The organism is Mesorhizobium sp. M0800 (genome assembly GCF_040320095.1).
Lineage (GTDB): Bacteria > Pseudomonadota > Alphaproteobacteria > Rhizobiales > Rhizobiaceae > Mesorhizobium.
Map to the genome: position 1 here is coordinate 1 of NZ_JAMYOZ010000018.1, position 19,087 is coordinate 19,087.

A 19,087-nucleotide genomic window follows, 5' to 3' on the forward strand; every position below is an offset into this window, starting at 1 on the left:
GACCGCGATCTGCATCCCGCGGGTTCCTTCCTTGGAGGCTTCCGGACGCCGGCCCCGGCGCACGGCGCCTCTCGCAGAAGGCCGGCATCCGCAATCCTTCACAGGAGCGGAAGCTTAGCAGGGGTCACGCCAGCGCCCAGTTAGCGCTACGAAGCAGACCTTCAGCCTGTGCCGGAAGCGGGGCCCGGCTTACCAAGTGGCATATCCAGGAAGCGCGTCCCCCTCCTCAGCTAGGCACCGTTTTCGGCTCTACGCTATACCTGCGCGACGAGCCCCTTCCTTAATCGCAGCGAGGGCCAGAGGATTGGTGACGGGATAGGTTCGGATGAAGTTCTCGACGGTGAACCTTGGAAACTCGACGGCAATCCGCCTGGCGATCGACTGCGCCTGCGCCGGCTCTTCGAGCAGCGCGTGACACAGGGCACGGAACATCAGAGTGACGGGAATATCCGGCGGACTTTGGCACAGCGACGACAGACTGTCGGCATAGCGACCGGCGACGAACCGCGCCCGGGCGAGCTGCGCGTAGTACCAACTCGGAGCCTGCGGATTGAGGCGAAGCGCCCGTTCGGCAAGAGCACAGCCTACTTCCGGATTTCCACACACGAGAGCTCGGCTTGAGGCAAGCATCGACAGCACATCGGCGTCATTGGGTGCCAGGGCCAGCGCCCGGTCGTATTCCTCTGCGGCCCCGCTGATATCGCCGTCAATGGCGCGGAGAGCGCCCATGTAAAGGCGCGTCATCGGATCGGTAGGATCGAGCGCCAGAGCCTTTTCCACGCATTCTCGCCAGCGCTCGACCGAAGCGGCTGAATCTGGCGTGAAGGCATTGAAGGCATCGACCGCATGTGCCAATCCCAACGTCATCCAGGCCCGCGCGAAGCCGGGGTCGAGTTCCACGGCGCGGGACAGCATGCGTATGGCTTCTGCCCTCGCATCGGTCGTGAATCTGTCGTGCAGTTCCACCCCGAGTAGATAGCAGTCGTAAGCACCCAGGCTCGAGGGAGGCTTCCGCCGAGCCACCTCACGCCCGAGATTGGCGAGCTTGCCGAAAGTGCCTGCCAGGGCATTGATGACGTTCTGTGTGATGCTGTCCTGCATGAGAAAAAAATCATCGGTCGACTCGTCGAACCGCGCCGACCAAAGGTTGGCTCCGGTCCGGGCGTCGACCAGTTGCACCGCGACGCGGACACGCTGTCCGATCGCCTGGAGGGTGCCTTCCAGCAGGTAATCGGCGTTCAGTTCCCGTCCAACCGAGCGTGTGTCGCTCGCCCGTCCCCGATAGGACTGCATGGTCTGGCGCGAAATGACCGCAAGGTCGGGATAGCGCGCTAGGTCGCCGATCATGTCGGCCGACAGGCCGTCTGCCAGCCGCGTCCAGCCGTCGTCGGCGCTCAGGTTTTCGAACGGCAAAACCGCAATTACCGGCGGCTTACTGTCGTCGCCGGAAGAAAGGCCTGGTTTGGCACCGACGATCTTGCCCGCAGTAGCGGGGTCGATCAAGACACGGTACACGCGAACCGGCTCGGCGATACTTTTCATTTTCTGCTCGCCGAGTGAGGCAAAGCCGATCGGCACCTTTCCCCTCACATGGTCGCAGGCGGTGGCGGAAATCGCGATTCCTCCAGGTTCCGCCAGCCCTTGCAGCCGATCGGCGATGTTCACCGCATCGCCGTGGATGTCGTCACCCTCAACGATAACATCGCCCAGATTGATGCCGATGCGGAAATCAAGCCGCCGTTCTGGCTGCGTGAGAACGTTCACCTCCGCCTTCTGTTGCTGGATTTCGACCGCGCAGCGTAGGGCGTCGACCACACTGTGGAACTCGACCAGCATCCCATCTCCCATGGTTTTCACCAGTCGACCATGGTGCGCAGCGATCCTTGGCTCGAATACTTCGTTCAGGTCGGTTCGGAAAAGCGCACGCGTACCCTCGTCGTCGATCTGGCTCAAGCGGCCATAGCCGACGACATCGGCAATCAGGACGGCTGCGAGATGACGTTCCATCCCCCAATCCTTCGCGGATTGTTACCCGCTTTCCAAGCTTACAGCAGGTCGCAGGTTGATGCCATTGCCGCCGCCCCTGAAAGACAGCTTTTCGGGTCTGTGTACCTTGCTGCATGAGAGCCCGAATGTCGGACAAGGGTCAGATCGCGTCATGCGACGCTCCCAACTGGATGACGGCAAAGGGTCGAACTCGGTCGTTCAGAGTGATTGGGTTTTGACCCAAGCATTTTGCAGCCAAGCGGAAAAACGCGTCTAGATAGAGCGGAATGCTCGGTTCAACTTGAACGCATCCCGCTCTAGCTGAAACGGCTCCCGATAAGTCGGCTCCACTGCTCGCCGGCAAGACCGTTCAGGAAGGCTTGCGAGTTCTTCATCGCGTCCAAAAGCTCTGGATCACGTGAATGCACCACCGTTGAAGCAACGGTCAGGAAAGCAATGCGTCGTCCAAGCATCGCCTCCAGAAGCGCAGGTTGAATACGTCCGCGCAGGCCGCTGACGCCGCGCGCGGCGGCGTGATCGATCAGGCAGTCAATCACCGGGCCCGCCTGGCCGGGGAGGGCGAAGATCTGCAGCACGCGACCAATTTCATACTTTCGTGCATAATAGGCGAAAGCGCCGACATTGGTGCCGACTGGTGACGTCACACAAACGTAGACAAGCTCGCCCAGATCCGGCTTTTGTGCCGCATCGGTCAGGATGTGGTCGAGTTGGTCTTCCGTCCATTCCGGGCGCAGGGCGAATTGAGCGGTAAACGGTTCGATGAGCCTGGCAAATGCGTGGCTGTCGATTTCGGATGTACGAAATGCTCCGTGGCCTGCTCCGTCCACCGCCACACCCGACCAGCGTCGTTCGCTGGACGTCATCCTTCTGCAGTAAAATCGGTCGACTGTACGCGCCAGCGGATTGAGCATTCGCGCAAGCGCCATGCGATTGGCGGAAAGGCTGAGCATGAAGGCCGCGGGGCGCATCACGCGGACCCAGTCAAGGCTGTATTGCGGCAGGACCACGCCGCGCAGCCGGGTCCACAATTTCACGGAAATATCGTTGGCCGTCTCGCTGAAGGAGATGTCCTGCGGACCATCCAGGTAAGCTTTCAGCAAGCGGGCGCCGGCCAGCGGGTCGTGCTCACGGTCCTCGACCATGAGCGAGCTACAGATGGCCGCGCGTAGTTGTCGGCCGTTGAACGTCATCGGCAGGACGTGGACGCCGACAAATCCGGAGACGCGACCGGCGTCGTTGACATGGACAAGCGACCGGAGGTTGTCTGCGCAACCGGGCGCATCCAGATAAAACCGTTTCATGTATTCCACGAGAGAGGCCGGCGCTTCGGTCCTCTCCTTCAACAGCACGCGCTGAAACATGTTCGCAACTGCCGGGAGGTCGGCGCCTTGCAAGGCGCGAATGACGCTCAAGCCCGGCTCCCGCCACCAAAGTCCCATCTACCGAGCTTCCGGGCCAGGGCGACGCGAGGCACGAGAACATCGGGCGCGCGTTCCAACTCGACGCCCATGAAGCCGTGCAACCTCGGCCAGTTGCGATCGCCCCGGTGACCGAACGGAGTGCTGAATTGCTGCGGCAAGGTGGAACCCTTTGCTTAACCGACGAAAAACCGGCGTCATTGCTGCTAGCAGATTCAGGTAAACCGATATTAAAGTCGTTGCTTTGAATGGTAGCGAACCGGGTTTGTCCGGCGCGCTCAGCGAACGTGGATTTATTACGCATTCCACGGCGAACCATAGCGGCTACCCCAAAGTTTCCGGCCGATCTAGCAAGAACGCTCGGGGGGCAGCAGCATGTGTCATCGGATGTGATCGGCCCTCGCCGGCGCCGTGCGGCAGTGACCAGTTGACAAGATCATCAATTTACATCTGACATGTTAGCGTGCTAACGCTACGCCCACATTGATTTCAACGGAGATCGCATTGGCTTCCCGCTTTGGTCTTTCGGTTGCCCTGACCACACCCTTCGACCCGTCGGGGCAGATAGCGCTCGCGCCGATGATCGCGCATGCGCGAGCCTGCCTTGGCGCCGGCTGCAGCAGCGCGACGCTGTTCGGCACCACCGGCGAAGGAGCCTCGGTCGGCACCGACGAGCGACGGATCGTCACCGAGGCCATGCTGGCTGCCGGTATTCCGCCACATCAGCTCGTCGCCGGAGTGCTGGTCGATGCAGCCGAAGATGCCGCCGATCAGGCCCGGCACGCTTTGCAGCGCGGCGTTCGCAACATTCTGCTTGCTCCGCCGAGCTACTTCAAGAATGTCGGCGAGGACGGGCTGTTCGGATGGTTTTCCGCCGTCTTCGCCGCACTCGGTCCGCTGGCGCGCGACGTCCTCCTCTATAACATCCCCTCAGTCACCATGGTGCCGCTCCCGCTTAGGCTGATCGGCCGGCTGCGCGCCGCTTTTCCCGCTGTGGTGGCCGGGGTGAAGGATTCCGGCGGGGACTGGAGCTACAGTGAGGCGCTGCTTGAGGCGCACGGCGATCTGGTGATCCTCATCGGCGACGAACGGCATCTGGCGAGAAGCGTGCGCCGCGGCGGACAGGGCGCGATTTCCGGCATGGCTAATTTTGTTACCGGCGAAATCCGGGCAATGGTCGAAAACGGGGGCGACGACCCACGCGTCGAAGACTTCGTGCTCGAATTGCTCAAATACCCGGTCACGCCGGCGGTGAAGGTCATGGTCGCGCGCAAGACCGGCGACGAGCGCTGGCTGGCGGTCCGCCCGCCCCTAGAGGCGGTCGATCCGCAGGGACAGCGGCAGCTTGCCGCTGCCTACGACAGGCTGTTTGCGACAGAGGCGGCCTGACCGACAAGGCCGGGCTGACCGACAAGGAAGCGAGCTGAAGTGGAAGACGGCAGCGAACCGATCACTCTCCGGGAGAAGGCCTATGCCAGCTTCACGCGGCATTTGCTGGCCCGCGATCTGCGGCCGGGGCAGTTCGTGTCACAGCGCGAACTGGTCGCTTTCACCGGGCTGCCGCTGGGTGCCATTCGCGAGATCGTCCCGCGTCTCGAGGCCGAGGGACTGCTGACCACCATCCCGCAGCGCGGCATGCAGATCGCGCATATCGATATCAATCTGATCCGCGAGGCGTTTCAGTTTCGGTTGTTCATGGAACGCGAGGCAGTGGCGCTATTCACGACCAGCGCTTCTGATGCCGAACTTGCTCGCATGCGGCGCGAACATGAAGAAATGCTGGCTCAAGCTCTCGGGCAGGCGCCGACGCCGGAAATGGAAGCCAAGGCCCAGAACATCGACTGGGCGATGCACGACACCTTCATCAATGCGCTCGGCAACGAGATTATCGCCAAGGCCTATCTGGTCAACTCGGTGAAAATCCGGCTGATCCACCAGGAGCGTTTCCGCATCGAGGGTCGTGTGGTGCCGGTGATGCGCGAACATTTGGCGGTCATCGAAGCCATGGAGAGCCGCAATCCGCAAAAGGCGGTTGAAGCGATCAGTCTGCATATCGACAATGCGCGCCGGCTGGCGCTCCAGATCTGAGGAAATATAGCCGCGCCGCGGTTCGCGGTGCATCCACAACGACAGCAACCGGGAGGAAGAAATGTCGTCCAATCTGTTCAACCCAACCAGGAGGCAACTCCTTGCCGGAACCGCGGCGCTAACCGCTGCCGGCCTTGTGGGGCTTCGCCCCGGCTTTGCCGCAGGCGTTGACTGGAAACGCTTTGCCGGGACGACGCTTGACGTCAATCTGGTGAAAAGCCCGCGCAGCGACACCATCCTGAAATATCTCGCCGAGTTCGAGGAACTGACCGGCATCAAGGTCAATGCCGAGGCAACGCCCGAGCAGCAGCAGCGCCAGAAGACGGTGATCGAGTTGAGCTCGGGCAAGCCGAGCTTCGACGTCGTGCATCTGAGCTACCACGTGCAGAAGCGCCAGTTCGAGAAGGGTGGCTGGCTGGCCGACATCGCCGGCTATCTCGCCGATCCGTCGCTCACCGACCCGGCGCTGGTCGAAAGCGACTTCGCCGAAGCCGGCATGCTGTTTGCCAAGGACGGCCAGGGCGTGCTGCGCTCGCTACCGTTCTCGGTGGACTACTGGATCCTGTATTGGAACAAGGAGCTGTTCGAGGCCAAGGGCCTCAAATACCCAGAGACCTTCGAGCAACTGGTGGCAGCCGCCGAAGCGCTGACCGACCCCTCGACCAATACATACGGCTTCGTCGCCCGCGGGCTCAAGAACGCAAACACGCCGGTGTGGACGTCGCTGATGCTCGGCTACGACATGACGCCGCTAGATGACAAGGGCAAGCTGCGCACCGAGGCTCCCGAGGCGATCGAGGCTGCCGCGCTCTATCAAAGATTGATGACCAAGTCCGCCCCTCCGGGCGTTACCGGGTTCAACTGGGCCGAAGCACAGTCGGCCTTCCTGCAGGGCAAGATCGGCATGTGGCTCGACGGCGTGGGTTTTGCCCCGCCGATGGAAAATCCGGAAAAATCGAGGGTGGTCGGCAAGGTCGGTTACGGCGTGATGCCCAAGGGTCCCAAGGCGCATGCCTCGGGCACCTTCGGCGACGGGATTGGCGTTACCGCCGCCAGCGAGAAGAAGGAGGCTGCCTATCTGTTCTGCCAGTGGGCGGTATCGCCCACCATGGGTGCACGGCTGTTGCAGGCCGGCGCCGGCGTTCCGTTCCGCAAATCCGTGCTGGAGGATCCCAAGGTGCGCGAAGGCGTCACCATGCCGGCAAGCTGGCTTGATGCCGTGGTCGGCTCGGGCAATATCAGTCGGCTGGCACTGCCGGTCATCATCCCGGTCACGGAATTCCGCGACATCTATGGCGTGGCGCTGACCAACATGATTGCCGGCGCCGATCCAGCCGCGGAGCTGAAGAAGGCCACCGAACAGTTCCAGCCGGTTCTCGACAGGAGCGAGCAGGGCTGATGTCGGCCACCACCCCAGAACAGACCGGGGTGACGATGCCGGTTATCGACGGGAGCCAGACGATCCGGCTGGCTCCCAACTACTGGCCTTTCGTTGTCCCCGCACTCGTCGTCGTCGGCGCCGTCATCGTTTTCCCCTGGGCTTTCACCCTGTGGATGAGCGTCAATCGCTGGACGCTCGGCCAGTCGCGGAGCTTTGCCGGTATGGAAAACTATCTCCGCCTGGCCAGCGACCCACGTTTCTGGGAATCCCTTGTTCATACGTTGACCTACACCTTCCTCTCGGTTGCAGCGCCGATGCTGCTGGGCACTCTGGCCGCCCTGATCTTCGATGCCAGGTTTCCGCTGCGCGGCTTGCTGCGCGGCGTCTTCGTCATGCCGATGATGGCGACACCCGTTGCCATCGCACTGGTTTGGACAATGATGTTCCATCCTCAGCTTGGCGTGCTCAACTACCTGCTGTCGCTGGTCGGCATCCCGGCTCAGGAATGGATATTCAACGCCAACACGGTCATCCCGTCGCTGGTTGCGGTCGAGACCTGGCAGTGGACGCCGCTGGTCATGCTGATCGTGCTTGGCGGGCTGGCCTCGGTGCCGCGCGAGCCCTTCGAAAGCGCCGAGATCGACGGCGCCAATGCCTGGCAGCAATTCCGCTATCTCACTCTGCCGATGATCGCGCCGTTCCTGATGATCGCGGTCATCATCCGCACCATCGATGCGCTGAAGAGCTTCGACATCATCTACGCGATGACCCAGGGCGGGCCGGGAACGGCGTCGGAGACCATCAACATCTATCTCTACAACACCGCCTTCTCCTACTACGATATCGGCTACGGCTCGGCCATGGCCGTGGTGTTCTTCATTGTCATCGTGGCCCTGTCGTTTGTCCTGCTGATGCTGCGCCAACGCTCGCAGTGGATCGATACGGAGGGCAAATAGATGAGTTCACGGCTGCTCAACCAGATCGGTCTGTTTTTCGCTGCCCTGGTTTTCGTCTCGCCGGCGATCCTGTTCTTCCTCTGGATGATCTCGCTGTCGCTGAAATTCGAGATCGACAACGGTGCCTATCCGCCGATCCTGATCCCCGAACGCTTCGCCTGGTCGAACTATGTAAAGGTGTTCGAGGAGAACAATTTCCTGCTCTATCTCTGGAATTCGGTTCTGGTGACCGGCACGGCGACCTTGCTGGCGCTGCTGATCGGCGTACCGGCCGGCTATGGCATCGCACGGCTCAAGGCTGAACGATCGGCGGTCGTCATCATGATCGCCCGCATGACGCCTGGGCTGTCCTATCTCATCCCGCTGTTTCTGCTGTTCCAATGGATCGGGATACTCGGCACGCTGTGGCCGCAGATCATCATCCATCTGGTGGTGACGGTGCCGATCGTGGTGTGGGTGATGATCGGCTATTTCGAGACCACGCCGATGGAACTGGAAGAGGCGGCCAACATCGACGGCGCCAGCTCCTGGCAGGTTTTCCGGCTGGTTGCCCTGCCCATCGCCAAGCCGGGCATCGTCGTCGCGTTCATCCTGTCCGTGATCTTCTCGTGGAACAATTTCGTCTTCGGCGTGGTGCTTGCCAGCCGTGAGACGCGCACACTGCCGGTCGCCGTCTACAACATGCTGTCCTACGAGCAGGTAAGCTGGGGGCCGCTCGCCGCGGCGGCGCTGGTGGTGACGTTGCCGGTGCTGATCCTGACCATGTTCGCGCAGAGGCAGATCGTCGCGGGGCTGACCGCCGGCGCCGTCAAGGGCGGCTGAGGGCGCGCCCTGACATCACTCTTTTTCCAGGAAAGATCCAATGGCATCGGTAACAATCAACAACGTGCAGAAGGCCTTCGGGGCCACCAAGATCATTCACGACGTCAGCGTCGACATCGCCGACGGCGAATTCGTCATCCTGGTCGGCCCGTCGGGATGCGGAAAATCGACGCTGCTGCGCATGATCGCAGGCCTTGAAACGATCTCCGGCGGCAAGATCGCCATCGGCGAACGTATGGTCAACAATCTGCGCGCGCGGGACCGGAACATCGCCATGGTGTTCCAGAATTATGCGCTCTATCCGCATATGACTGTTGCCGACAATATGGGCTTTGCCCTCAAGATCAAGAGGGCCGATCCGGCCGACACCGCTGGCCGGGTCCGGAAGGCAGCCGGCATTCTTGGCCTGGAAAAGTTGCTTGACCGCTATCCGCGCCAGCTTTCTGGCGGCCAGCGCCAGCGCGTCGCCATGGGCCGCGCGATCGTACGCGACCCACAGGTCTTCCTGTTCGACGAGCCGCTCTCCAACCTCGATGCCAAATTGCGCGTCCAGATGCGCGGCGAGATCAAGGCCCTGCACCAGCGGCTGGGTACCACGACGATCTATGTCACGCACGACCAGATCGAGGCCATGACGATGGCCGACAAGATCGTCGTGCTGCATGACGGCCTGGTCGAGCAGATCGGCGCGCCGCTGGACCTCTACGACCATCCGGCCAACCTCTTCGTTGCCGGTTTCATCGGCTCGCCCGCCATGAACTTCATTGCCGGCCGCATCGAGGAGGGCGTGTTCCGCAGCGCCGGCGGGTTGATCCTGCCGTTGCCGGAAGGCGCCCAGCCGGCGGATGCCGCGGGACGCGAACTCGTCTACGGCATTCGCCCGGAACATATCCGGGCAACCGGGCAGGGCGTGCCGGGCACGATCACGCTTCTCGAGGCGACCGGCTCGGAAATCTTCGCCAGGGTCGACTGCTCCGGTGAAGAAATCTCCTGCCTCTTCCGAGAAAGGCTTGCGCTCAAGCAAGGCGAAGGGGTGCGGATCGAAATCGACCGCGCCTGTGCGCATCTGTTCGACGCAGCAACCGGTCGGCGCATCTGACCCGATGGTTTGGTGAATGCGTGGTCGGCCTTAGGTCGGCAAGGCGAATTCACCGGCGAGTTCGATGGCGCGGCCTTCGCGGGCCGATCTCTCGGCGGCGAGACCCATGACGACGGCCCACCAGCCGTCTTGCAAGGTCACTTCAACCTTGCTCTGTCCGCGCACCGCAGCGGTGAAGCGGGCGTGCTCGAAATAGGTCGAACCGTTATGGTCGCCTGCCTCGAGCAGCCGGGGGTCGACGGGAATCTCCAGCAGTCGTGGTCCAGGCGGATTGCGCGGGCTGACGATCAACTGGGGCACTGGCGCAGGGCCAAGGTGGGTCGGCCAGAAACGGCCTGGTCCGGGCACCAGACATTCGATCTTTCCGTCGCCGCCGACAGCGCAGAGTTCCTCCTGGTAGCGGCTGCCCTCGGCAAACATGCTCAGTTCCAGCATGGCGCGCGCGCCGCTCGCGAAGTCAACCAGCACATAGCCATGGTCAAGGATATCAGGCCTCTCACCGCCGTAGCGTTCGTCGAGATGGTTTACGGCCTGTCCAGCGCTCGCCATCACGCGGACGGGGTCGGATCCGAGGATCAGCCGCATCAGGTCGAAGAAGTGGCAGCACTTCTCGACGAACGTGCCGCCGGTGTTGCGGTTGAAGCGGTTCCAGTCGCCGACTTTGGCCAGAAACGGGAAGCGGTGCTCGCGGACCGTCAGCATGCGGATGCCGCCGGTGGCGTGGCGCGCCTGCTCGACGAATGCGGCGACGGGCGGCATATAGCGGTATTCCATGGCCACCCAGACGAGCGGAAGCCGAGCTTTCAACGCCGCGATCCGCCTCTCGTCGGCGCCCTCGGTGAAGAGCGGCTTTTCCACCAGCACCGGCAGTGGTCGAAGTGCGGCGATCTCCTCCATCTGACTGAGGTGATGGTGGTTGGGGCTGGCAATCAAGACGCAGTCCACCTCGTCCATCGCCAGCAGTTCGGCGATCGATGCCGCCGATCGCGCGCCCGACGCCGTCGCCAGCGACGCCGCCAACATGCCGGGGTCCGGCTCGACGATCGCGGCCACATGCGTGTCGGGCAACAGAGCGATATTGCGGATATGCTCGCGGCCCATCATGCCGCAGCCGATGATGCCGTAGCCGATCGATGATTTGGTCACGCTGCGTCTTCCTCCGGCCTATCTGAAACGCGTGACGTACCGCGCCGCGCCCGGATCGAACCAGCTGCGGGAATATTCCGCGCTGACGCCGTCGCCAGCCCAGGCGATACGTTCTATGAACCCCACGACCGTCCCCGGCGGTGGCCTGAATTCGAGCGGGGCCCAGTCCGGCGCGGGTGCGACGGCAACATGGTCTTCGGCGCGAACGATCGAAAAGCCGAGAGCGAGCCGGTAGTGGAGATAGAGGGATTCCGACAAATCCTCGCGCTTGAGCCGCTCGGCGCGGCTGACGTCCAGCCAGATCTCCTCGACCGCGGCCGGCTCGCCGTCGAGCCGCCGCAGCCGGCGTATACGGTGGGCTTCGCCGGCGCTGCCGAATTGCGGCAGGTCGGCGGGCTTGGGCAGTCGCTCGACGGACAGCACGTCGGCGCTCGGCAGGCCGCCGCCGCCGATGCGCTCCAGGCGAAAAAAGGCATAGACCCCGAGCAAGTCGCCGCGCGCCCGCACATAGTTACCCGAGCCCTGGATGCGGTCGAGAAGGCCCTTTTCGGTCAAATCTGCCAGCGCCCTCCTGAGCGTGCCGACGGCAATCCCAAGGCTCGCGGCCATCTCGCGCTCGGGCGGCAGCCGCGCCCCGTCGGCCAGCCGTCCGGCCGCGATTTCGCGGATCAGCATTTCGCTGGTCTGCAAGTGCACAGGCAAGGGCCCACGCATCTGGCTGGATCGGTGGCCGGGGTCAGCCCTTGTCAAATGCATCCCGCGTTCCAATCACATCCCGGTTTCGGGTTTGCTCAAATTGATACAGTATTGATCTACAACAAAACGAATGCTACGCAAGCCCTATTCGCAGCTCCGGACCTCTTTGAAGAATGGCCCGGGCTTCTTTTTTGAAGAGTGGCAATGAGCATCGTCCCAATCACCTCGCCGGATCTCGATGCAGCCGAAGTCTCGTGGTTCGCCGCACTCTGCTCGGACGACTATCGCTATCTCGGTGTGCCGGACGGCGCGTTGCGCTCGAGCTGGGCGCATTGCTCCGAGATCGTGAAGACATCCGAGGAACTAGGTTTCCGCAACATCTTGTGTCCGTCGTCCTATCAGGTCGGCCAGGACACGCTGAGCTTCGTAGCCGGCTGCGCGCCGATCACCTCGAAGATCAATCTGCTCGCCGCTGTGCGCTGCGGCGAGATGCAGCCGATCATGCTGGCGCGCACGATTGCGACGCTGGATCACATGCTGGAAGGCCGGCTGACGGTGAACATCATTTCGTCGGACTTTCCGGGCGAGACAGCCGACAGCGCCTACCGTTATCAGCGTTCGCGCGAGGTTGTGCAGATCCTGCGCCAGGCCTGGACCAGGGACAGCATCGATTTCGAGGGCGAGGTCTATCGCTATAAAGGACTCTCGACGGCGCCAGCGAAGCCCTATCAGCAAAATGGCGGCCCGCTGCTCTATTTCGGCGGTTATTCGCCCGACGCGCTCGAGCTTTGCGCCGAACAGTGCGATGTCTACCTGATGTGGCCGGAAACCAGGGAGGAACTTGCCGGCCGCATGAAGGCCGTCCACGAACGCGCCGAGCGCCATGGGCGGACGCTCGACTACGGCCTGCGCGTCCACATGATCGTGCGCGATACCGAGGCCGAGGCAAAGGAATATGCCCGGGAGCTGGTTTCGAAGCTGGACGACGAGCAGGGCAGGGCGATCCGCGAGCGCGCGCTCGACGCCCGATCGCTCGGCGTATCGCACCAGGCCAGGAACCGCCAGATCGCCGATGCCGAAGGCTATGTCGAGCCGCATCTGTGGACGGGCGTCGGGCGCGCGCGCTCTGGTTGCGGCGCGGCGCTGGTGGGCTCGACCGATCAGGTTCTGTCGGAAATCGAAGCGTATATGAAGATGGGGATCCGCGCTTTCATCTTTTCCGGCTACCCGCATCTCGACGAGGCGCGTCATTTCGGCACCAAGGTGTTGCCTCAGCTCAAGACATGCTCGCTCCCGCACGCCTATGGCCGTGTGCCGGAACGGATCCCGGCGACACCATTGGGAACAGGGAAGCGCCGCTGATGGAGCATGTCGTGTGCGATCCACGCCTTTTGCGCAATGCCTTCGGGCGCTTCGCCACCGGCGTCACGGTCGTCACCACCGGCACGGCCGACGGCCCGGTCGCAATCACTGCCAACAGCTTCTCATCCGTGTCGCTCGATCCGCCGCTGGTGCTCTGGTCTATCGGCCGCCACTCGCGCCGGTTCGAAGCCTTCGCCAATTCCGCGCACTACGCCATTCACGTGCTGGCGGAAGATCAAATCGATCTGTGCTGGCGTTTTTCGAAGTCGGGGACGGACTTTGCCGATCTTGACCTGTCGTGGAGCGAGCACGGCGTGCCATTGCTGCCGCGCGCACTGGCGCGGTTCGAATGCAGCGTCGCCGACCGCTTCCCGGCTGGCGACCATATGATCCTGCTTGGACGCGTCCTTGAACTGCAGACGCAAGAGGGTTTGCCGCTGCTCTTTGCTGGCGGCAAGTCGCGCGCTCAAGAGGCCAGTTGATGACCGCCGGCGCCGCTCCGGGCTGGTGCCGTCGACTGGCGCACCACGAGATTGCAGGCAAGTTCGACGCGACGCGGCGGCGACCCCGAATGGGCCATATCGTCGAGCAGCAGGCTAAGCGCCGCCGATCCGATCTCGCGCATGGGAATGTGCATCGCCGTCAGCGGCGGGTTGCAGAAGGCAGCGAGCGGCAAGTCGTCCATACCGACCACGGACACATCGCCAGGCACCGAATATCCGGCCTCCTGGACGCCGGCGATGGCACCAAACGCCAAGCTGTCGCCGGCCGTCAGCACGGCGGTGAAATCGAGGCCACGGGCCGCGATGCGCTCGGTCACGGCCCTGCTCGCAAGTTCCGGCAGCCAGTCCTGCACCTCGACCACGAAGTCGTCGAAGCCGGCAATGCCGGCCGTGATCAGCGCGTCGCGCCAACCTTCATAGCGCCGCTCGATCGTGCGCCGGCCACGCCGCATCAGGAACAGGATGCGGCGGTGGCCGAGGCCGATCAGATGCTGCGCCGCAAGCATGGCGGCAGAGCGATTGCAGGGCGTCACGCTCGAATGGCGCATCGAGGGATCGTCGCCGTTGACGAGCACGATCGGCTTGGCGAATCCGGCTGTCAGCGTCAGCACATCGTCATCGTCCAGCGTCAGAAACAGGCAGCCGGCGACGCTGTCGTCGCGCTCGGATTCACGCAGCAGCGCGATTTCGTCCTCGGGCGCCGAAACCGGGCGGGTCACGAGTTCGACGCCCAGCAACCGGGCGCGCTCGTTGAGTCCATCAAGGACATGGTAGGTGAACTGATTGCGGGCACTGTCCACCATTGCCACGCTGCTTGCGGCCAGGATGACCTTGCGGCCGGCAACCGAGGCGGGAATGGCATAGTTCATCGACTTCGCCGTTTCGATGATCCTGGTGCGAAGCTCGTCCCTCACGCCGCCGACACCGCTCAGCGCACGGGAGGCGGTGCTGACCGACACGCCGCAACGCGCCGCTATCTCTTCAAGTCGAATGCGGCGGCTGGGGCGACCGCGCTTGCACTGGATATTCATCCGCTCCGTCACCTCCGGCAAAGTCATCCAATTAATGCAAAAAATTTTCAGATTGCGCAAGAAAAATGGCTGTGAAACAGTTCCGATGAAGCGGGAGAAACGGGAGGAGTGATGCCGCTATCGGCCGAACGCCTGAATTCCGTGCTTGCCAGCCTTGTGGCCGGCATGACCGGCTTGCGTCATGACGGGCGGTTCCATGAGCCGAATCTCGACGGCACGCCGGGCGACTATGTCAGCTTCGACAGCTGGGAATGGCCGCAAGGCGTCGGGCTCTACGGGCTGGTTCGGCTGTGGGCGCAAACCGGCGACGATCGGCTGCTGCAGACGATCGAGGCCTGGTACGACCGACGCATCGCTGCCGGTCTCCCTGCGATGAACGTCAACACCACCGCGCCCCTTTTGGCGCTAAGCGAATTGTGGCGGCGCCGGCGCCAGCCGCGCTTCGAGCCGGTGCTGCGCGAATGGGCCGAGCGGGTGGCCACCGCCTTGCCGCGGACGCCCGAAGGCGGTTTCCAGCATGATGTTTCGGACCGGGTCAACGACGACGAATTGTGGGACGACACGCTGTTCATGGTGGCGCTGTTCCTCGCATCCTACGGCCAGGCTGCCGGCCAGCGTCGCTTCGTCGAGGAAGCAGAAAGGCAATTCCTGGTCCACGCCCGTTATCTCGCTGACCCGGCATCAGGGCTGTGGTTTCACGGCTGGACGTTCGCGGGACGGCACAATTTCGCCCGCGCCCGTTGGGCGAGAGGCAATGCCTGGATTACCGTCGGCATCCTGGAACTGGTGGAGCTCGCCGAAATTGCACCTTCGGTCCGGGCCTATCTGCTCGGCGTGCTGGACACGCAGATCAACGCCCTGCTCGAGGTGCAGGCAGGTTCGGGCGCATGGCACACTCTGCTCGACGACCCGACGTCTTACGAGGAGATTTCCGCCACGGCCGGCTTCGGCTACGGGTTGATGAAGGCCGCGCGGCTCGGAATCGGCTCGACAGAGTGCCGTGCCGCCGGCCTCCGCGCCTTGGAAGCCGTGGTGGCCAACATCGATGACAAAGGTGTGGTGGCGAACGTGTCCTATGGCACACGCATGGGCGCCGACCTGCAGTTCTATCGCGATATACCCATCCATCCGACGGGCTACGGGCAGGCGCTGGCCATTCTGTGCCTGACCGAAGGGGCGCGGCATCTGCAGTCGAAGGTGGAGGCGGCATGATGCGGACGCTCTTTGGCGCGTCGCCGGGCGATATTGCCGGCATGGACACGGACCGGCTGAGGGCCGAGTTCCTCGTCGACGGCTTGTTCCGGCCTGGCGCGATCGAATTCGTCTACACCCATGTCGACCGCATGATCGTCGGTGGCGCGGTGCCGCTGGCCAACCCGCTGGCATTCGGCAACGGGGCCGAAGTCGGCACCCCGCTCTTCTTTGACGCGCGCGAGATGGGCATCGCCAATCTCGGCGGCAATGGCGCGGTCGCGGTGGACGGCCGGCGCTTTCACGTGGCTAACCGCGACATCGTCTATGTCGGACGCGGAGCGCGTGAGGTGACGCTGGAGAGCGACGATCCGGAGAGGCCGGCACGCTTCTACATGAACTCGGTGCCGGCCGGCGCCGATGTTGCGCACCGTCTCATCGTCAGCAGCGAAGCCAAGCCGCTTGTGCTCGGCGAGGAGGCCCGCGCGAACAGGCGCACGCTGCGCATGTACATCCATCCCGAAGTGGCCCCGTCCTGCCTCTTGCTGATGGGGATCACCGACCTCGCGCCGGGCAGTGTGTGGAACACCATGCCGCCGCATCTGCATGAGCGGCGCATGGAAGCTTATTGCTATTTCGACCTCGCCGAGGCCGACCGTGTAGTCCATCTGATGGGCCGGCCAGACAAGACGCGCCACCTGATGGTCGCTGACGGCGACGTCGTCCTGTCGGCAGCCTGGTCTATCCATATGGGTGCTGGCACCGGCCCCTATGCCTTCGTCTGGGGCATGACCGGCGAGAACCAGGCCTACACCGATGTCGATCCAGTTGCCGTGAAGGATTTGCGATGAGCGAGGCCGCGCAAAGCGTTCGGACGGATTTTACGCTGCGCCGGCCGCTCATGGCGGGGCAGCCAATCGTCTATTGGCGGCTCGGGTCTATCGCCGAGCAACGCTACGACGTGGCCGACCAGCCTATGCAAGGCGAGATGGATCCCTTCTTCTTCCTGACCAAGCACAAGAATTTCATTCCCCATGAATATCCGTGCCGCACGCAGTTCGCAGCGGAACGACGCGGCAAGCGACCACAGGTCAGCGCCGAATTCGGCGCCGAGCGCATCTGGCTGCCCTTCGCCTCGCCGCGCATCGACCTGTCAGGCTTCTGGTTTCGGCCGACGGTGCTTGGAACCTGGGCCGAGACCACCATCGAGGCGGCCTCGACTGGCGAGGTGATGGTGCGGCTGCGCACATGCGGCGGCGCCATACTCTTTGCCAATGGCGAGGAAGCCGGCTGGATGGCGCCCTACGGCCGCAACCTGGAAAGTGCCGAGCACTTCAAGATCGCGCTGCGGGCCGGCCGTAACGACATTCGCGTGTGGTTCGACGATCTCGCAGAGCGCGACGCCCGCTACTATTTCCAGCTCGATTATCTATCCGGTCCGGCTGCTTCGGTGGCACTGCCGATCGAAGTCGAGAGCGGCGTTGCCGATGCGATGGAAGCAGCCCTTGACGACATGCGTTTCGACCGTCCCGCCTATGACGGCGGCGAGGTGGCGCTCGTCACCGGCGTGGCCCTGCCGCGCGACGCGCAAGTCGAGATCGAGATCGAAGGCGATTTCATGTCGATCGAGACGCCGGTGCGCTTCGCCTTCGATCTGCCGGCGGGCCAGACGCGGCTGCCGATCGCCGATACCGAGCAGCTGCCGGCCGACTTTCGCCATTTCAAGGTGGCGCTGACGGTCGCAGACCATGCCGTATCGCGTGTCTTCGGCGTCGAGATATGCCACGCGCGCCGTCAGGGCGATGCGCCGGAAACGCTTACCGCGCGTATAGATGAAGCCCTGCGCGAGGTCGCCGGTCACGCCGAGGCCGATACGGTGCGCGCGCTGGCGCGCCTTGCGATCGGGCGGCAGGGCGCCGAGACCGACGCCATGATCTCCGGCACGCTGCCGGCGATCGAGGATTGTCACGATTGCGCCGACTTCATCCTGGTGCCGCTGCTGTGGTGCCGCAAGGCCTATGGCGATCGGCTGGAAGCGAGCCTCCGCGCGCGCGTCGACAACGCCATCCTCGGCTATCGCTACTGGATGGACGAGCCCGGCAATGATGTGCAGTGGTACTTCTCCGAGAACCACGCGCTGCTCTTCCACACCGCCGCCTATATTGCTGGGGGCCTGTTGCCTGATGTGCGGTTCGTGCGGTCGGGCCGCCTTGGCCGCGAACAGTCCGCGGTTGGAGCCGCGCGTGTACGCGCCTGGCTCGACCATTTCGAGGCATGGGAGATGGCCGAGTTCAACTCGGCGCCCTATTTTCCGATCGATCTCAAGGGCCTGTGCGCGCTTTACGCGCTGGCCCCGGACAAGGACATCGCCGAACGTGCCGGCAAGGCAATCATACGCCTGCTTGAAATCGTCGCCCGCTCGGCGCATCGCGGCATCCTCACCGGGGCGCAGGGCCGCTCCTATGAGCACACGCTGCGCGCCGCGCGTTCCCTGGAATTATCCGGCATCTGCCGCATGCTTTGGGGCAAGGGCAACTACGGCATGCGCTTTCACGCGCTGCCGCAGCTGGCATTGTGCCTGCGGGATCACGATTTGAGCGTTCCGGACGGGTTGGCAGCAATTGCTTCCCTCACCGCCGATACGGCGTGGGAATGGACTTTTGCGCAGGGACAAGATCGCTTCGCGCGGCTCTACCACTACAAGACGCGCGACCATGCGATGGGCAGCGCCGCTGGCTACCGCTGGAACCAATGGGGTTATCAGGAGACCGTCATTCACGCCCGGCTGGGCAAGAATCCGGATGCGCAGATCTGGATCAACCACCCCGGCGAAGTGCTACAGTCGGGATATGGCAGACCATCATATTGGGGTGGCTCAGGCACGTTGCCCCGGCTTCACCAATACCGCGACCTCGCCGTCGTCAGCTTCTCCTGCTCGGATGAACAGCCCGACTTCACGCACGCCTGGTTTCCCGCACGTGCCTTCGATGCCGTGCAAGTGGGTGGCGATCGGGCGTTCGCGCAGTCGGGCGACGCCTTCGTCATGCTGAAGACGGATGTGCCGCTCATGCAGGTAGTGGCCGGCCCGACCGCCGGCAACGAGCTGCGGGCGGCGGGACGCAGGACGACATGGATCGTTCGCCTCGGTGACCGGAATGCCAATCGGCCGGCCCTCGACGCCTGGACTGCCGTTTTTGGGGACCTGTCGGTGCGGCCAGGTATCGACGGCGAGTTGATCGTCGAGGATCCGGAATACGGCACGGTGCATTTCCTCGCCGACGCAAGGATCGTGGCTGAGGGACGTACACTCGATCCGGCCAACTGGACCGTGCGCGGTGAGGCGATGCGCATGAAGCACAGAAAGTAGGGAGGAGATCGGCTGCGACG

Annotated in this window: 17 protein-coding genes; 12 read left to right on the top strand and 5 right to left on the bottom strand. The window is 63.4% G+C overall.

The features are described 5' to 3' along the window. Positions 1 to 249 precede the first annotated feature (249 nt). Positions 250 to 2,007: an adenylate/guanylate cyclase domain-containing protein gene (locus NKI18_RS20390; RefSeq protein WP_352622459.1), complete on the bottom strand. Its 1,758-nt coding sequence runs from the start codon at positions 2,005 to 2,007 to the stop codon at positions 250 to 252. 296 nt (positions 2,008 to 2,303) lie between these two features. Beyond that, a complete protein-coding gene (locus NKI18_RS20395; protein ID WP_352622457.1) occupies positions 2,304 to 3,419 on the bottom strand; it encodes a hypothetical protein in 1,116 nt (371 codons plus the stop codon). Between the two features lie 510 nt (positions 3,420 to 3,929). Between NKI18_RS20395 and NKI18_RS20400 the strand changes: the two genes are divergently transcribed. The 6 genes from NKI18_RS20400 to NKI18_RS20425 all read left to right on the top strand — a co-directional run bounded on the left by NKI18_RS20400 (position 3,930) and on the right by NKI18_RS20425 (position 9,771). Further along, entirely contained in the window at positions 3,930 to 4,814 is an 885-nt protein-coding gene (locus NKI18_RS20400) for a dihydrodipicolinate synthase family protein (RefSeq protein WP_352622456.1), read from the top strand. Positions 4,815 to 4,853: 39 nt separating this feature from the next. After that, entirely contained in the window at positions 4,854 to 5,513 is a 660-nt protein-coding gene (locus NKI18_RS20405; RefSeq protein ID WP_353020322.1) for a GntR family transcriptional regulator, read from the top strand. 61 nt (positions 5,514 to 5,574) lie between these two features. After that, positions 5,575 to 6,912, top strand: a complete 1,338-nt coding sequence (locus NKI18_RS20410; RefSeq protein ID WP_023674177.1) for an extracellular solute-binding protein — start codon at positions 5,575 to 5,577, stop codon at positions 6,910 to 6,912. Positions 6,913 to 6,947: 35 nt separating this feature from the next. Beyond that, complete coding sequence (locus NKI18_RS20415; RefSeq protein WP_352622461.1) at positions 6,948 to 7,850, top strand: carbohydrate ABC transporter permease; 903 nt, start codon at positions 6,948 to 6,950, stop codon at positions 7,848 to 7,850. Further along, positions 7,851 to 8,672 (top strand): carbohydrate ABC transporter permease, encoded by an 822-nt coding sequence (locus NKI18_RS20420; RefSeq protein WP_023674179.1) that lies wholly within the window; start codon positions 7,851 to 7,853, stop codon positions 8,670 to 8,672. Between the two features lie 40 nt (positions 8,673 to 8,712). Beyond that, a complete protein-coding gene (locus NKI18_RS20425; RefSeq protein ID WP_352571378.1) occupies positions 8,713 to 9,771 on the top strand; it encodes an ABC transporter ATP-binding protein in 1,059 nt (352 codons plus the stop codon). A 30-nt stretch (positions 9,772 to 9,801) separates the two neighbouring features. Here the strand turns inward: NKI18_RS20425 and NKI18_RS20430 are convergent, their stop codons facing one another. Together NKI18_RS20430 and NKI18_RS20435 are read right to left on the bottom strand one after the other, a co-directional pair. Beyond that, positions 9,802 to 10,875, bottom strand: a complete 1,074-nt coding sequence (locus NKI18_RS20430; RefSeq protein ID WP_502900726.1) for a Gfo/Idh/MocA family protein — start codon at positions 10,873 to 10,875, stop codon at positions 9,802 to 9,804. A 60-nt stretch (positions 10,876 to 10,935) separates the two neighbouring features. Beyond that, positions 10,936 to 11,631, bottom strand: coding sequence for a GntR family transcriptional regulator (locus NKI18_RS20435; protein ID WP_353020324.1), 696 nt, complete (start codon positions 11,629 to 11,631; stop codon positions 10,936 to 10,938). A 186-nt stretch (positions 11,632 to 11,817) separates the two neighbouring features. Between NKI18_RS20435 and NKI18_RS20440 the strand changes: the two genes are divergently transcribed. Further along, a complete protein-coding gene (locus NKI18_RS20440) occupies positions 11,818 to 12,975 on the top strand; it encodes an LLM class flavin-dependent oxidoreductase (RefSeq protein ID WP_352622450.1) in 1,158 nt (385 codons plus the stop codon). Beyond that, positions 12,975 to 13,457 carry a flavin reductase family protein gene (locus NKI18_RS20445; protein WP_023674185.1) on the top strand — a complete coding sequence of 161 codons (483 nt, stop codon included), beginning with the start codon at positions 12,975 to 12,977 and terminating at the stop codon, positions 13,455 to 13,457. Before NKI18_RS20440 ends, NKI18_RS20445 begins: the two co-directional genes overlap by 1 nt. Here NKI18_RS20445 and NKI18_RS20450 read toward each other — a convergent pair. After that, entirely contained in the window at positions 13,442 to 14,509 is a 1,068-nt protein-coding gene (locus NKI18_RS20450; protein ID WP_353020326.1) for a LacI family DNA-binding transcriptional regulator, read from the bottom strand. The genes NKI18_RS20445 and NKI18_RS20450 overlap by 16 nt on opposite strands. On the opposite strand from NKI18_RS20450, the gene NKI18_RS20455 reads away from it, so the two are divergent. Genes NKI18_RS20455 through NKI18_RS20470 form a run of 4 tightly spaced genes read left to right on the top strand, consistent with a single transcriptional unit; the run spans position 14,424 to position 19,067 of the window. Beyond that, positions 14,424 to 14,621 carry a hypothetical protein gene (locus tag NKI18_RS20455; RefSeq protein WP_352619247.1) on the top strand — a complete coding sequence of 66 codons (198 nt, stop codon included), beginning with the start codon at positions 14,424 to 14,426 and terminating at the stop codon, positions 14,619 to 14,621. The genes NKI18_RS20450 and NKI18_RS20455 overlap by 86 nt on opposite strands. Continuing rightward, positions 14,621 to 15,721 carry a beta-galactosidase BglB gene (gene bglB, locus NKI18_RS20460; protein ID WP_352619249.1) on the top strand — a complete coding sequence of 367 codons (1,101 nt, stop codon included), beginning with the start codon at positions 14,621 to 14,623 and terminating at the stop codon, positions 15,719 to 15,721. Before NKI18_RS20455 ends, bglB begins: the two co-directional genes overlap by 1 nt. Next, a complete protein-coding gene (gene kduI / locus NKI18_RS20465; protein ID WP_352619251.1) occupies positions 15,718 to 16,551 on the top strand; it encodes a 5-dehydro-4-deoxy-D-glucuronate isomerase in 834 nt (277 codons plus the stop codon). Before bglB ends, kduI begins: the two co-directional genes overlap by 4 nt. Then, a complete protein-coding gene (locus tag NKI18_RS20470; RefSeq protein WP_502900725.1) occupies positions 16,548 to 19,067 on the top strand; it encodes a hypothetical protein in 2,520 nt (839 codons plus the stop codon). Before kduI ends, NKI18_RS20470 begins: the two co-directional genes overlap by 4 nt. The last annotated feature ends 20 nt before the right edge of the window (positions 19,068 to 19,087 follow it).

Coding starts and splice junctions, on each gene's coding strand:
- NKI18_RS20450 (WP_353020326.1), bottom strand. CDS start 14,509: ATGAATATCCAGTGCAAGCGCGGTCGCCCCAGCCGCCGCATTCGACTT.
- NKI18_RS20420 (WP_023674179.1), top strand. CDS start 7,851: ATGAGTTCACGGCTGCTCAACCAGATCGGTCTGTTTTTCGCTGCCCTG.
- NKI18_RS20445 (WP_023674185.1), top strand. CDS start 12,975: ATGGAGCATGTCGTGTGCGATCCACGCCTTTTGCGCAATGCCTTCGGG.
- NKI18_RS20390 (WP_352622459.1), bottom strand. CDS start 2,007: ATGGAACGTCATCTCGCAGCCGTCCTGATTGCCGATGTCGTCGGCTAT.
- NKI18_RS20410 (WP_023674177.1), top strand. CDS start 5,575: ATGTCGTCCAATCTGTTCAACCCAACCAGGAGGCAACTCCTTGCCGGA.
- NKI18_RS20415 (WP_352622461.1), top strand. CDS start 6,948: ATGCCGGTTATCGACGGGAGCCAGACGATCCGGCTGGCTCCCAACTAC.
- NKI18_RS20425 (WP_352571378.1), top strand. CDS start 8,713: ATGGCATCGGTAACAATCAACAACGTGCAGAAGGCCTTCGGGGCCACC.
- NKI18_RS20440 (WP_352622450.1), top strand. CDS start 11,818: ATGAGCATCGTCCCAATCACCTCGCCGGATCTCGATGCAGCCGAAGTC.
- NKI18_RS20470 (WP_502900725.1), top strand. CDS start 16,548: ATGAGCGAGGCCGCGCAAAGCGTTCGGACGGATTTTACGCTGCGCCGG.
- NKI18_RS20430 (WP_502900726.1), bottom strand. CDS start 10,875: ATGATGGGCCGCGAGCATATCCGCAATATCGCTCTGTTGCCCGACACG.
- bglB (WP_352619249.1), top strand. CDS start 14,621: ATGCCGCTATCGGCCGAACGCCTGAATTCCGTGCTTGCCAGCCTTGTG.
- NKI18_RS20435 (WP_353020324.1), bottom strand. CDS start 11,631: ATGCGTGGGCCCTTGCCTGTGCACTTGCAGACCAGCGAAATGCTGATC.
- kduI (WP_352619251.1), top strand. CDS start 15,718: ATGATGCGGACGCTCTTTGGCGCGTCGCCGGGCGATATTGCCGGCATG.